Annotated in this window: 15 protein-coding genes and 1 tRNA gene; 7 read left to right on the forward strand and 9 right to left on the reverse strand. The window is 68.8% G+C overall.

Translation table 11 applies throughout. The features are described 5' to 3' along the window. Positions 1 to 101: 101 nt before the first annotated feature. The 3 genes from AB0I38_RS18380 (at position 102) to dnaN (ending at position 3,347) form a co-directional block, all read left to right on the forward strand. On the forward strand, positions 102 to 1,535 hold the full coding sequence (locus AB0I38_RS18380) for a sensor histidine kinase (RefSeq protein ID WP_358468803.1): 1,434 nt from the start codon (positions 102 to 104) through the stop codon (positions 1,533 to 1,535). Next, the gene (locus AB0I38_RS18385) at positions 1,532 to 2,182 is read left to right on the forward strand and encodes a response regulator transcription factor (protein ID WP_358468806.1); all 651 of its coding nucleotides are present in this window, start codon (positions 1,532 to 1,534) and stop codon (positions 2,180 to 2,182) included. The genes AB0I38_RS18380 and AB0I38_RS18385 overlap by 4 nt, the downstream gene beginning before the upstream one ends. A 64-nt stretch (positions 2,183 to 2,246) precedes the next feature. After that, positions 2,247 to 3,347: a DNA polymerase III subunit beta gene (gene dnaN, locus AB0I38_RS18390; protein WP_358468808.1), complete on the forward strand. Its 1,101-nt coding sequence runs from the start codon at positions 2,247 to 2,249 to the stop codon at positions 3,345 to 3,347. Between the two features lie 76 nt (positions 3,348 to 3,423). On the opposite strand, the gene AB0I38_RS18395 is transcribed toward dnaN, so the two are convergent. The 6 genes from AB0I38_RS18395 to upp all read right to left on the reverse strand — a co-directional run bounded on the left by AB0I38_RS18395 (position 3,424) and on the right by upp (position 7,925). Next, the gene (locus AB0I38_RS18395; RefSeq protein ID WP_358468811.1) at positions 3,424 to 3,888 is read right to left on the reverse strand and encodes a MarR family winged helix-turn-helix transcriptional regulator; all 465 of its coding nucleotides are present in this window, start codon (positions 3,886 to 3,888) and stop codon (positions 3,424 to 3,426) included. A gap of 31 nt (positions 3,889 to 3,919) precedes the next feature. Continuing rightward, entirely contained in the window at positions 3,920 to 4,591 is a 672-nt protein-coding gene (locus AB0I38_RS18400; RefSeq protein ID WP_358468814.1) for a FadR/GntR family transcriptional regulator, read from the reverse strand. Between the two features lie 109 nt (positions 4,592 to 4,700). After that, a complete protein-coding gene (locus AB0I38_RS18405) occupies positions 4,701 to 6,044 on the reverse strand; it encodes a helix-turn-helix transcriptional regulator (protein WP_358468817.1) in 1,344 nt (447 codons plus the stop codon). Between the two features lie 96 nt (positions 6,045 to 6,140). Next, positions 6,141 to 6,671: a PH domain-containing protein gene (locus AB0I38_RS18410; RefSeq protein ID WP_189122362.1), complete on the reverse strand. Its 531-nt coding sequence runs from the start codon at positions 6,669 to 6,671 to the stop codon at positions 6,141 to 6,143. 251 nt (positions 6,672 to 6,922) lie between these two features. Next, positions 6,923 to 7,147: a hypothetical protein gene (locus AB0I38_RS18415; RefSeq protein ID WP_358468821.1), complete on the reverse strand. Its 225-nt coding sequence runs from the start codon at positions 7,145 to 7,147 to the stop codon at positions 6,923 to 6,925. A gap of 139 nt (positions 7,148 to 7,286) precedes the next feature. Then, the gene (gene upp, locus AB0I38_RS18420) at positions 7,287 to 7,925 is read right to left on the reverse strand and encodes a uracil phosphoribosyltransferase (protein WP_358468824.1); all 639 of its coding nucleotides are present in this window, start codon (positions 7,923 to 7,925) and stop codon (positions 7,287 to 7,289) included. Positions 7,926 to 8,067: 142 nt separating this feature from the next. Between upp and AB0I38_RS18425 the strand changes: the two genes are divergently transcribed. The 4 genes from AB0I38_RS18425 (at position 8,068) to AB0I38_RS18440 (ending at position 9,624) form a co-directional block, all read left to right on the forward strand. Beyond that, positions 8,068 to 8,577 (forward strand): tRNA adenosine deaminase-associated protein, encoded by a 510-nt coding sequence (locus AB0I38_RS18425; protein WP_189122358.1) that lies wholly within the window; start codon positions 8,068 to 8,070, stop codon positions 8,575 to 8,577. Positions 8,578 to 8,616: 39 nt separating this feature from the next. After that, positions 8,617 to 9,072 (forward strand): tRNA adenosine deaminase-associated protein, encoded by a 456-nt coding sequence (locus AB0I38_RS18430; RefSeq protein ID WP_358468827.1) that lies wholly within the window; start codon positions 8,617 to 8,619, stop codon positions 9,070 to 9,072. Continuing rightward, positions 9,069 to 9,524 (forward strand): nucleoside deaminase, encoded by a 456-nt coding sequence (locus AB0I38_RS18435; protein ID WP_358468830.1) that lies wholly within the window; start codon positions 9,069 to 9,071, stop codon positions 9,522 to 9,524. The genes AB0I38_RS18430 and AB0I38_RS18435 overlap by 4 nt, the downstream gene beginning before the upstream one ends. Before the next feature lie 10 nt (positions 9,525 to 9,534). Next, positions 9,535 to 9,624: transfer RNA gene (locus AB0I38_RS18440), tRNA-Ser, on the forward strand. Positions 9,625 to 9,670: 46 nt separating this feature from the next. Here AB0I38_RS18440 and AB0I38_RS18445 read toward each other — a convergent pair. The 3 genes from AB0I38_RS18445 to AB0I38_RS18455 all read right to left on the reverse strand — a co-directional run bounded on the left by AB0I38_RS18445 (position 9,671) and on the right by AB0I38_RS18455 (position 12,488). After that, a complete protein-coding gene (locus tag AB0I38_RS18445) occupies positions 9,671 to 9,967 on the reverse strand; it encodes a type II toxin-antitoxin system VapB family antitoxin (protein ID WP_358468833.1) in 297 nt (98 codons plus the stop codon). Between the two features lie 47 nt (positions 9,968 to 10,014). Next, complete coding sequence (gene ypfJ / locus AB0I38_RS18450; protein ID WP_358468836.1) at positions 10,015 to 10,857, reverse strand: KPN_02809 family neutral zinc metallopeptidase; 843 nt, start codon at positions 10,855 to 10,857, stop codon at positions 10,015 to 10,017. 212 nt (positions 10,858 to 11,069) lie between these two features. Further along, on the reverse strand, positions 11,070 to 12,488 hold the full coding sequence (locus tag AB0I38_RS18455) for an Ig-like domain-containing protein (RefSeq protein WP_358468839.1): 1,419 nt from the start codon (positions 12,486 to 12,488) through the stop codon (positions 11,070 to 11,072). Between the last annotated feature and the right edge of the window lie 86 nt (positions 12,489 to 12,574).

A 12,574-nucleotide genomic window follows, 5' to 3' on the forward strand; every position in this document is an offset into this window, starting at 1 on the left:
CCGTAGGGAGCACGGTACGCGCGGGGAATCCGGCTGGATGCCGGGTCAGGGTGTACCTAGGTGCATCGACGGCGCATGTCCGGTTCGAGCACACTAGAGGCATGCTCAGAAGGTTCGGTCAGGCGACGGTGCTGCTCGCGTTGATCCTCGTGCAACTGCCGGCGATCGTGATCTCCTTCCTCGCTCTCCTCGGCACCTTCGCGCTCGGCATGGTCTTCCTCTATCCGCCGCACGTCCGGCTGGTGCGCCGGCTGGCGGAGGACACCCGGCGCCGGGTCGGCGCATGGACGGACATCGAGATCGCCTCGCCCTACCTGCCCAAGCCGCCGCCACCGCGGCCTCAGGCCGACGGGATGTACCGCCACGACCGGACGCTCTACAAGACGCCACGGATACCCGCCTGGAGCGACCGGTGGAAATGGATGCTGTCCGATCCGGCGACCTGGCGCGACGGGCTCTGGCTGCTGCTCGACCCCCTGCTCAAGCTGCTTCTGCTGCCGGTGCTCGTCACGATGCCGGCGCGCGGTCTGCGGTTGTACGGGTTCTGGTGCGAGGTACTGCTGTCCGCGACCCGCGCCAGCAGGCTGGCCGGGCAGGTCTCCCACCTCAACCGGGTACGCAACCTGACCGTCGACTCCCAGGCGGCCGAGATGCGCAGGATCGAACGCGACCTGCACGACGGCACGCAGGCCAGGCTCGTCGCCATCGGCATGACGCTCGGCGCCGTCGAGGAGCTCGTCGAGAAGGATCCCGCGGCGGCCAGAGCATTGCTGGCCAAGGCCAGGGCAGCGTCCGCCGACACGCTGACAGAGCTGCGCAGGGTCATCCGCGGCATCCACCCTCCGGTGCTGGCCGAGCGCGGGCTCGCCGACGCCGTGCGAGCCCTCGCGCTGGACAGCGCGTTGCGGGTGACCGTGGACGTCGACCTGCCGCACCGGCCGGAGCCCCCGGTGGAGGCGGCGGTCTACTTCGCGGTCAGCGAGCTGCTCTCCAACGCCGCCAGGCACAGCGACGCCCGCGTGGCCACGGTCGACATCAGCGGTGACGGGTCGTACCTGAGGGTCACCGTGACCGACGACGGCATGGGCGGTGCCGAGCCCGGCAAGGGCAGCGGCCTGCTCGGCATCGAACGGCGGCTGGCCGCCTTCGACGGAGTGCTCGCCATCAGCAGCCCGCCGGGCGGCCCGACGACCGTGCACATGGAGCTGCCCCGGGTGTTGCCCGAGCATTGGGCGGGCACCCTGCCCAAGCTGCCGCGCTGGAAGGCCATCACGGTGGCGGTGTGCTGGGGTACGGCTTGGTGCCCGTTGTTCCCGCAGGGCCTCGTGGCCGGCGTCTTCAAAATGGTCGGAGCCGAGAACAAGAGCTGGTTTCTGGCGTTGTACCTGCCCGGCCCCTGGCAGTGGCCCTTCATCCTGGGCATGATCTCACTCGGTATCGCCATGTACGTGCTGGCCTCCGTCATACCCAACCAGTACGACCGGCGGCACCGGCTGGCTTGGGCCACCTCATCGCCGACGGGATGCGGCCGGTGAAGCGCGTACTCATCGCCGAAGATCTCTACCTGCTCAGAGACGGCCTGGTCCACCTCCTGCAGGCCCATGGCTTCACCGTCGTGGCCGCAGTGGAGAGCGGGCCGGAGCTGCTCAAGGGCCTGGTAGAGCTCCGCCCCGACGTTTCGATCGTGGACGTACGCCTGCCGCCCACGTTCACCGACGAGGGCCTGCAGGCGGCGCTGGCGGCCCGCGCACAGGTGCCGGGGCTGCCGATCCTGGTGCTGTCCCAGCACGTCGAGCAGCTCTACGCCCGCGAGCTGCTGGCCGACGGCTCGGGCGCGATCGGCTACCTGTTGAAGGACCGGGTGTTCAACGCGGAGCAGTTCGTCGACGCCGTCCACCGGGTGGCCGAGGGCGGCACCGCGATGGACCCCGAGGTCATCGCCAAGCTGCTGGCCAGCAACGCCCGGCACGAGCCGCTGACCGCGCTCACCCCGCGCGAGCGGGAGGTGCTGGAGGCGATGGCCGAGGGGCGCTCCAACGCGGCGATCTCCCAGCGGCTCTATCTCAGCGAGAGCGCGGTGGCCAAGCACACCGCCGGGATCTTCGCCAAGCTCGGTCTCGCGCCTTCCGACGACGACAACCGGCGGGTGCTGGCCGTGCTGGCCTATCTGAACAGCCGTTAGGCATGCTTTGTCGGTCGGACCCGCTACCTTCGTAGAAGTCAGGCGCGACGAAAGGGGCGATCAGGTGAAGATCCGGGTTAACCGTGATGTTCTGGCGGACGCGGTGGCGTGGGCCGCCAGAGTTCTGCCCAGCCGCCCTGTGATGCCGGTGCTGTCCGGGCTGTTGCTGGAGGCCGGCGAGGAGCTGAGCCTGTCCGCGTTCGACTACGACGTCTCGGCGCAGGCCCGGATCGAGGCGGAGGTCTCCGAGCCCGGCAGCGTGCTGATCCCCGGCCGACTGCTGGCCGAGATCAGCCGCAGCCTTCCCGGCGACGACGTCGAGATCGTCACCGAAGGGGCCGAGGCGGTGCTGACCTGCGGCAGTGCCGAGTTCGGGCTGGTGACGATGCCGGTCGAGGACTTCCCGACCATGCCCACGATGCCGCCGAGCATCGGGGCCATCGGCGGCGGGGTGTTCGCCTCGGCCGTGGGCCAGGTCGCGCCCGCGTCCAGCCGCGACGACACACTGCCCATGCTCACCGGCATCAGGGTCGACATCGAGGGCGAGACGGTGACGATGGCGGCCACCGACCGCTACCGCATCGCGGCCCGCGAGTTCGCCTGGCGCCCTGCCCGGCCTGACCTCGCCATCTCCGCCATGGTGCCCGCCCGCGTGCTGGTCGAAGTGGCCAAGTCGCTGCGCGGGGGCGAGGTGGAGATCGCGATGGGCGACGGGGTGGCCGGGTTCGAGAGCGTCGGGCGCAGCACCACCGTCCGCCTGCTCGACGAGCAGTTCATCGACTATCGCGCCAGGCTGACCTCCGACTGGTCGATCAGGGCCGACGTACGGGTGGGGCCGTTCGTCGAGGCCATCAAGCGGGTCGCGCTGGTGGCCGAGCGCAACACCGCGATCCGGCTGTCGTTCACCCAAGGGCAGGTGACGATCCAGGCAGGTGGCGGCGACGTCGGCCGCGGCACCGAGGTGCTCGACTGCGAGCTGCACGGCGACGACATCCAGATCGCCTTCCAGTCGCAGTTCCTGATCGACGGCCTCACCGGCATCGACAGCGAGCTGGCCCGCATCAACATGGAGTCGCCGTCCAGGGCCGCCCTCATCCAGGACGTGCCGGGCGACGCCGAGCCCGCCTTCCGCTACCTGGTGATGTCACTGCGGCTCGGCGGCTGACCGGCGCCTGGCGACCAGCGTGGCTGACCGGCGCGGAGCGGCCTGCGCGGTGACGGGCGCCGGTCACCGCGGTTGACTAACGCTCGGTGGCCGGCGCGGTTGACCGGCGATCGGCGACCAGCCGGAAGACCCGCTTGAACTCCGCGTAGGCCTCCGCGCCCACGGCCGCGGCATGCCGGGCCTCGATGGCGGCCATGGCGGCATCCGACACGGCCATCTCCTCCAGGCCTTTCGCCGTGGGCACGATCAGCTTGGCCCGCCGGTCGGCCGGATCGGGCCGGCGCTCCACGTATCCCAGCTCGGCCAGCTCGTCGACGAGGGTGCCGATGACCTGCTTGTGCTGCCCTGACCGCACGGCCAGGTCGGTGGCCCGGCTGCCCTCCTCGTCGAGGTAGGCCAGCACCGCCCCGTGACGCGGCCTGAGCTCCGGATGGCCCTGCTCGGCGATGGCGGTGAAGAGCTCGCGCTGCAGGCTGAACAGCGTGCGACTGGTCAGGACGCCCAGGTCGGGATCGTCCCGCTTGTGCTGGCTCCGGCGCACGGCCGCCCCTTGGAACGTACTTTCAGCGCGGTCAATCGGTGAGGGCGATGAGGATGTGCTCCATGCAGGCGTGACCGGCGCGCTCGGCGGCGCTGGCGTCGCCCGCGGCGATGGCACGGGCGATCGCGTCGTGCGGGATGTAGGTCTTGTTCAGCGATGTGCCCGCGGCCGTGATGCTGGCCCGCAGCGCGGCTGAGAAGTCCTCGTAGAGGTCGATGAGCACCAGGTTGTGCGTGGCGTGCGCCACGGACATGTGGAAGGCCAGGTCGGCCTCCACGAAGTAGTCGGCGTCGTCGAGCTCCCAGGCCCGGTCGCGCTCGGCCAGGGCCGCCTCGATGCGCAGGATGTCCTCGTCGGTGCGCCGGGTGGCGGCGAGCCGCGCCGACTCGATCTCGAGCGCGCGCCGCACCTCCAGGATCTCCAGCTGCTCGGCCTGCCGCAGCCGCCGGAGCATGGCGCCCGAAAGCTCGCTCGTCGCGCGGACGTAGGTGCCGTCACCCTGGCGGCATTCGAGCAGCCCGGCATGGGTGAGCGCGCGCACGGCCTCGCGAACGGTGTTGCGCCCCACTCCTAGCTGCTCGGCGAGCACGGTCTCGGTTGGGATCTTGCCGTTCATCTGCCATGACCCTGAGACGATCTGCTCCTTGAGCTGATCGATCACCTGGTCGACGAGCGAAGCCCGCTGCGCCGTACGCAGACTCACAGTCCGCCTCCTCCGGGGGAAAACCAATCATCCGATGAGTCAATGACTGGTAAGCCCTAGTGTATTCCAGACTGGGCACCACATAACTGGAGCCCCCGGAGGACTGCGGTCAGCGAGATACAGAGGCGTCGACCGTAAGGCCTGCCAGCGCGGAACGCACTCCGGCGGCTTCGAGGGCTTTACGATACGCGCCGGTCTGCTGCGCCGGGTCACCGACCCTGCCGTACAGGTCACCCAGCTCGCCCCAGCAGCGAGCGACCTGCCGGTCGGAGCCGAACACCGGCCGGTTGAGCCCGTCGAGCAGCGCGCGAGCGCGACCCAGGTGCTTGGCGGCGTCACTGTCGAGATCGAGGGCGACGGTGGCGAGCACCAGGTGCGCCTCGGCCGGAGCGGTCCCGCGAGCGTCACCGAGCAGATCGAGCGCCGCCGTCGCGACCTCGCCCGCCCGGCCGGCGTCGCCGGCCCGCAACCTGACCCTGGCGTGCGCGATGAGGGTCTCACCGTGCTCGTGTGTGGTGCCCGGGGTGGACGCGAAGGCACGGGCCGCCGCGCCGACCAGGCGCTCGGCCTCCTCGACGGGCGTCGTGGCCAGCTTGGCCCAGTGCATGGCGACCCTGGCCAGCTGGAGCGCCAGCCGGTCCTGACGGCCCGCGGTGATGGCGTCGTCGGCCAGGCGTACGGCCAGCGCGGAGTCGTCACCGGCGGCCGCGGCGGCACTCGCCTGCCACAGCGCCTGGATCTCTCCGGAACGGTCCACAACGTCAGGCACGCCGGCGATGTCGAGCACGCGCTTGACGAAGGCGAGCTCGGGGGAGGCGGGGTCGTGCTCGCCGCGGGCCTCGACGATCGTGGCGGCCAGGTCGACGGCGATCTCGCCCTGCGCGATGTCAAGGCGCATGGCCTGCTCAAGGGCGTGGGCCGCGAGGTCGCGGGCTCGTAGCCGGTCGCCGGCCCGCTGGTAGCAGCGGCTCAGCGCGACGGCGAGGGGCAGATCGGCGAGCCGCTCGGGGTGGGCCGCCGCCTCTCGGCGCAGTCGCTCGAAGGCCTCCACCGCCTGGCCGAGCCGGCCCTGTGCCTCCAGCGCACGCGCCCTGCCGAAGCGGGCGTGCGCGGTCAGCATGGCGTTTTCCTCGTCGGCGACCTTCACGATCTCGGTGAAGCGTTCGGAGGCCACCGCCGGATCGCCGTGCTGGAGCTCCAGCTCGGCGTGGCGAAGACCGAGCTCGGTGTCGATGCGCTGCCGAGGCTCGATCCCGTGCAGGAGGAACTCGGTGGTGCACCCCAGGCGCTCGGCCAGGAGTCGGGCTACAACCGGAGTCGGAGTGCGCTTACCCGACTCGATGAGCGAGACATAACTGTCAGACAGGTCGGGTCCGGCCAGCTGGGCTTGGGACATCCGCCTGTTCAGCCGCAGTCCGCGGACGCGGTCACCGATGGTTCCCTGACTCGGCATCTCATCTCTCAAGGCGGGGAAGGGTCAACACTCCGCAATGATTGCATGAAGTAGCCGAATCGGGTATCCCCAGGTGAAGAATTCCCCAGCTAAGGGTTAATCGTCACCACTGTCCTTGCTGGGGAAGAGCATCTGACAGACCTCAAGGTAAAGCGTCTCAGGATACGGGATGTACTCGACGTTGGACAGAGCCTGATCCTGACCGGCGGACTCGAGAATGAACTCGCCGTAGCCGAGCATGCGCCCCATCAGCGAGCGCTTGAAGCTCATGTCGGTGACCTTCTGCAGGGGCATCATCGCGACCTTGCGCGTGATCAGGCCCGTGGTCAGCAGCATTCGCTTGGAGGTCACCACAAAGTAGTCGACCGACCACTCTGCGACCTTCCATACGAAGCGGATCAGAAGGAGCAGCCAGAGCCACCAGACGACGACGAGGGCCGTGCCGCCTCCCGAGTCGCCGAAGACCTTGCTGAGCAGGCCGGCGATGATCAGGCCGCCGAAGACTTCGGCGACCGGACGGAGTAGCACGGCCGGGTGGCGCCGCACCATGATGACCTGTTGTTCGTCGGGGAGTAGGTAGCGGTTGACCGACGACGGGGCGGAGTCCCCGTGGGTCACAAGTCTCATGCGAGGTTGTTCACAAATTGGGCCAGTGAGTCGGCCGCGTTGAACACGCTGGTGAACGCCCCTCGAACCGCGTCAGCGGCGTCGTCTGGGCGCGCGAAGAGGTAGTACGCCAGAAACCCGACGCCACCGTATGTCAGGACCTTTTTGACCTGCACTGTCGCCTCCGTACCACTTACCCACTACACCCGCTCTATACATTACCCACCTAGGTGCCGGGGTAAAGGTAACTTTGCGGGTTAGTTGTGATCTTGCTAGCCGCGCTCGCTAGCGACGAGCGCGAGGACATGAAGGTGCTTGCGCGCGATCCGCTCGACCAGGCTGGGATGGGCATAGCCCGTCACTTCCAGCGCGCCGTAGTGCGCCGCCTCGACGCAACGCGTTACGGTGGTCGCGGAGTGGACGCCGGCGAACTCACCACGAAGAGCCGTCTCGACGTCCGTGTACGGTGTCGGGTCCGGATGGGTGCGATCGCTCACGACGACACCCCCGCAACCGGAAAATCACTCATTGCGCCCCCTCGCGCCCCGTGCGGAAGCTGCCTTCCTGGCTCTTCGTACCCCCGCGACAGCATTATGTAACGAAGCGACCACTGCGCGTGACGGAAGGGGGGCTTTCTCAGACGACCCCGTAGAGCCGGTCGCCGGCGTCGCCGAGGCCCGGCACGATGTAGCCGCTCTCGTTCAGCCGGTCGTCGACCGCGGCCGTGACCAGGCGGATCGGCCGGCCGGAGTTGGCGAAGACCTTGTCCATGTAGGCGAGCCCCTCGGGGGCGGCGAGCAGGCAGATGGCGGTGACGTCGACGGCGCCCCGGTCGAAGAGGAACTGCACGGCCGCCGCGAGGGTGCCGCCCGTGGCCAGCATCGGGTCGACCACGTAGCACTGCCGCCCCGACAGGTCGTCGGGCAGCCTGGTCGCGTACGTCTCGGCCAGCAGCGTCTCCTCGTCGCGGATCATGCCGAGGAAGCCCACCTCCGCGGTGGGCAGCAGCCGGGTCATGCCGTCGAGCATGCCGAGGCCGGCGCGCAGGATCGGCACCACCAGTGGGTACGGCTTGGCCATCCGCACGCCGTGAGCGGGGGCGACCGGCGTCTGGACCGTGACATCGGCCACCCGGACATCACGGGTGGCTTCGTACGCCAGTAGCGTAACCAGCTCGTCGGCGAGCCGGCGGAACGTCGGCGAGTCGGTGCGGACATCGCGCAGCGTGGTGAGCTTGTGGGCCACGAGCGGATGGTCGACGACGAGGGTTTCCATATCGGGCAACGCTATCTTGTGTGGAACGAACCGGCACGTCGCGTCTTCGGATTTGATCACAATTTGGTCGGAGAGGCACACGGCGGCTGTTCGTGTCTGGAACGATTGGAGGCCGTAGAGGCCACGTCGGGTGGGGTGGACGATGACAGAAGAAGATGCGCTCGACTTCGCCATCGTGGTCTATCGCGAGGACGAGCGCTGGGAAGCCGAGCTGCTGCCCATCGCGCTCACGTCCGACCTCAGGGGGCTGATCAAGGCCCTGCGCCAGCAGCCGAGCGAGAGTGGCACGATTGGCCTGGTCGCCGTGGGGGATGAGTTCTTCGTGGCGCTGCGTGTTCTGCCCGATCGCGTCGATGTCTTCCTGTCGGACATCTCCGCGTCCTGGGACTATCCGCTGGCCGAACAGGTCCTCGAATACCTCGACATCCCCATTCCGGACGAGGACGAGCTCGACGAGATCCTGCAGGACGAGGAGACGGCCTTGCCCGCGGGCGACCTGTCCATCTTCGCCGATCTCGGGCTCGACGAGATGGAGCTGGGCATCCTGTCCGGCGACATCGACCTGCTCCCCGAGGACATGTTGTCCAGCATCGCCGCACGGCTCGGCTTCTCCGAGCCTTTCGAACGTGCGATCGAATCGGTCTTCGGCTGACCCTCTGGAGCTTGGACAATGGCGGCGAACACCTTCTCTGTGGCTCTCGTCAGGACCCCGGACGGCTGGAGCGGGGCCGAGATCGACCTGAGCGAATCCGAGATCGTCGACGACTTCGGCGACGCCGTGAGCGAGGCGCTGGGCCTGGCCGGTGACGAGCTGGCGCTGCTCTGCGTCGAGGTCGAGGACGAGTGGTTCGCCATCGTCCGCTACCTCGGCGAGGAGGAGCCGCGGGTGTTCCTCTCCGACGTGCACGCGGTCCAGCCCGGGAGCCTGGGCGAGCTGTTCGCCGAGTTCGCCGGCGTCGCGCCGGACAAGGAGGGCAACGGGCTCGGCGTACGGCCCGCGGGCGACTTCGAGCTGCTCAGCGATCTCGGCGTGAGCTCCGAGGAGCTGCTGGAGCTGAGCATGGAGGAAGGCGTGCTCCCGGCCGACATCCTCTCGGTGATCGCCGAGCGGCTGTCGTTCGCCGACGAGCTCGACCGGCTGCGGTGACCCACTCCGAGGCGATGCGCCTGGCCCTGGCCGAGGCCGTCGCCGCGGGCGCCCGTGGCGAGGTGCCCGTCGGGGCCGTGGTGCTCGACCCGCTCGGCGAGGTGCTGGCGGCCGCGGGCAACGACCGCGAGTCCGCTGCCGATCCCACCGCGCACGCCGAGGTGCTCGCGCTCAGGCGGGCCGCCCGGCTGCGCGGGCAGTGGCGGCTCGACGGCTGCACGCTCGTGGTCACGCTGGAGCCCTGCACGATGTGCGCCGGCGCCGCCGTACTGGCCAGGGTCGACCGGATCGTGTACGGCGCGATCGACGAGAAGGGCGGCGCCGTGGGCTCGCTCTGGGACGTCGTCCGCGACCGCCGGCTCAACCATCGGCCCGAGGTCGTGATGGGCGTTCTGGGCGAGGAGTGCTCTGCCGTGCTTAAGGAGTTCTTCGGCACTCGGCGGATCCGGTAAGCTCGTCGGCGGTGGTGTCGCCTAGTGGCCGAGGGCGCACGCCTCGAAAGCGTGTGATGGGGCAACTCATCCGTGGGTTCAAATCCCACCACCACCGCCACCGAAAAGGAGCCGCGCTCGCGGCTCCTTTTCTCGTTCGGCGGCTGCTAGGCGGGCAGCTCCAGCACCCTGGCGTGCAGGATCGATCGTTGGTGCAGAGCGGCCCGCAGTGCCCGGTGCAGACCGTCCTCGAGATAGAGGTCGCCCCGCCACTGCACCACGTGCGGGAAGAGATCGCCGTAGAACGTGGAGTCGGCGGCGAGCAGCGAGTGCAGGTCCAGCATCGCTTTCGTGGTGATCAAGGAGTCGAGCCGGACCTGCCGTGGCGGTATCTGAGCCCACTCGCGGTGGGTCAGACCATGTTCGGGATAGGGGCGTCCGTCGCCGACCAGCTTGAAGATCACCCATTGATTTTAGGAGAGTTTCCACATCCTCGCGCTGTCCGGAGCCGTCACCGCAGGTCCGCGGTGTCACATCGGGCGGGCCGGCCGGTCTTGTAGCCCTGCTGGAACGCGTTCACGCGCTGCTCCGAAGAGCCGTGGGTGAACGAGTCGGGATCGACCCGGCCCTGGGTCCGCTGCTGGATGCGGTCGTCGCCGACCGCCGCGGCCGCGTCGAGCGCCTCGGCGATCTCCGACTGGGTGAACGGCTTGTCGTAGAAGCCCGTGTCGATGGCCTTCTTCGCCCACACCCCCGCGTAACAGTCGGCCTGGAGCTCTGTGGCCACCGAGCCGCCGCCTTCGAGCGCGCCGAGCAGGTTCTGGACGTGGTGGCCGTACTCGTGCGCGATCACGTACGCCTGCGCGAACGGGCCGCCCTTGGCGCCGAAGCGGCTCTGGAGATCGTCGAAGAAGGTCAGGTCGAGGTAGACGCGCTGGTCACCGGGGCAGTAGAACGGCCCGACCGAGGAGTCGGCCGCGCCGCAGGCGGTGCGCACCCCGCCGGAATAGAGGATCGTCTTGGCCGCGCGATAGCCGGAGACCTCGGTCTTCCAGTAGTCCTGGATGCTGTTGACCACGCCCACGACCCGGCACTTCTCCGACTGGTCGGCGTCCTTGCCCGTCTTGCACTCCTGGGAGAGGTTGGAGGAGGGCTGCTGCTGCGCCGGTTGGCCTTCGCCGCCACCGCCGAGGCTGTTGATGACGAACACCGCGACCATCACGATCAGGGTGAGGATGCCGCCGCCACCGACCACCATGCCGCCCGGGAAGCCGCCCCCACCACCACCACCCCCGCGTCCACCGACGTCCTCGACCTGCGAGGAGTCGAGGTTGACGTCGTCTCTGAAATCCATGACCAACGTCCCTTCTCGGGTCTGCCGGGGGGACAGCTTCCCGAAAGGGACCCATAGATGCCATCCCCTGCTCCAGATCATTCACCACGTGTCTGTTGATGTGGCGAAATGATCGAAGGTTCGATCGGCATCGCACTGGAACGCGAGAAGGGGCGCACCGACAGGTGCGCCCCTTCAGGGAAGAGCCCCTGAGTGCTCGACCCTTATCCGTGTCATCCCGTGCTGGTCGTGTTCGGGCAGGGTGGCGTGCTGAACGTCACACCGTCCAGGAAGTTGCCGGCCGTCGGGGTACCGCCCGCGGCCGACACCGATTCGAAGGCGAATCGGGTGGTGGTCTGTCCCGGAGGTACGACGTACACACCGGTGTAGTAGCCCCAGGCGGTGTTGTCGTCGGAGATGTCCGGCGAGGAGGCCCCGGCAGGAGTTTGGGCCACGGTCGCGCCCGGCGCCCCGATGAGCACCCGCATCACGTCGGTGCCCAGGCGGCCCCGATGGTACAGCGACCAGGTCATCGGCGTTCCGGGAACGGTGGGCACGTCCTGGTAGAGCGTGGAGACCTGGTTCGCGTTGAGTTCGGCGTACTGCTGGCCGTCGGCCGCCGGTGCCCCGCTCCGCCAGATCTCCAGCTTGTTGTCGGTGGCGGTGGTGTGCCAGCCGACGCTCGGGTTGGTGGAGGCGTCGGGGATGTTCCAGTCGACCGTGGCCACGGGCGGCGTCTCGAAGCTGCCGTTGATCAGATTGACCGGTTTCCAGGGGCAGATGACGGTGACGGTGACCGTGGCGGTGCTGGTGCCGCAGGCGGTGGTGATGGTGTAGGCGAAGGTGTCGGTGCCGGCGAAGCCCGGAGCGGGCGTGTAGGTCACGTTGCCGCCGGAGAGCGTCGCGGTGCCGTTGCCGGGCTTGGTGACGTTGCTGATCGTCGGCGAGCTCGCGGTGTCGTTGCCCAGGACGGGCACGTTGACGGCTGCGCCCATGGGGGTGGTGGCGGTGTCGGCGACGGCGACGGTGGGCGAGATGGACTGCCCGTTGACGATCTGGATCGGCGGGGCGGGTGTGTTGTTGCCGAGCTGGCCGGGCGCCGCGATGACGCTGCTGATCCCGCTCGGCCGGATGGTCATGCCGTTCCCGATGGTCCCCTGCCTGACCTGGAAGGTGATGACCTTAGGGGATGGATCGGTCTTGGAGCCCGACGAGGTGATCGACAGAGTGTTGCCGCTGATGGTGCCGGTCCCCGACTCGCTGATGACGGTGGCGCTGGCCAGCAGTGACGACAGGTCCCACGTGGTGGTGTAGCGGGTGACCAGCAGCGGCCACTGGGCCGTGCGGTGCGTCAGTGTGAGGGTGAAGACGCTGCCCGGGGCGATCTGTCCGCCCCACAGAGATGGGGAGGTGTCGACCGAGACCGACCCGCTGCCCAGCCGTGCGCCGATGACGTTCTTCCAGTAGTAGCTGACGGGGTAGGTCGCCTGCCCCTGCCGGACACAGGGCGTGGCGGCGGCTCGCGTGAGAGTCAGCCGCGCGCTGTCGTGCGCACCGCCTTCGGCGGCGGCCACCGGCGTCCCGGGCACGGCCAGCAGCGTCAACAGCGCACCGGCCAGGGCGGTGAGCGCGGATCGGGATCGTTGTGACATCAACACTGAACTCCCACTGTCGTGAGGGATGTCGTCGTAGATCGACTTCACGACGGACGTTACTCTACGTAGTCGCTCAAGTGCGT

Source organism: Nonomuraea cavernae (assembly GCF_040655715.1).
GTDB lineage: Bacteria > Actinomycetota > Actinomycetes > Streptosporangiales > Streptosporangiaceae > Nonomuraea > Nonomuraea cavernae_A.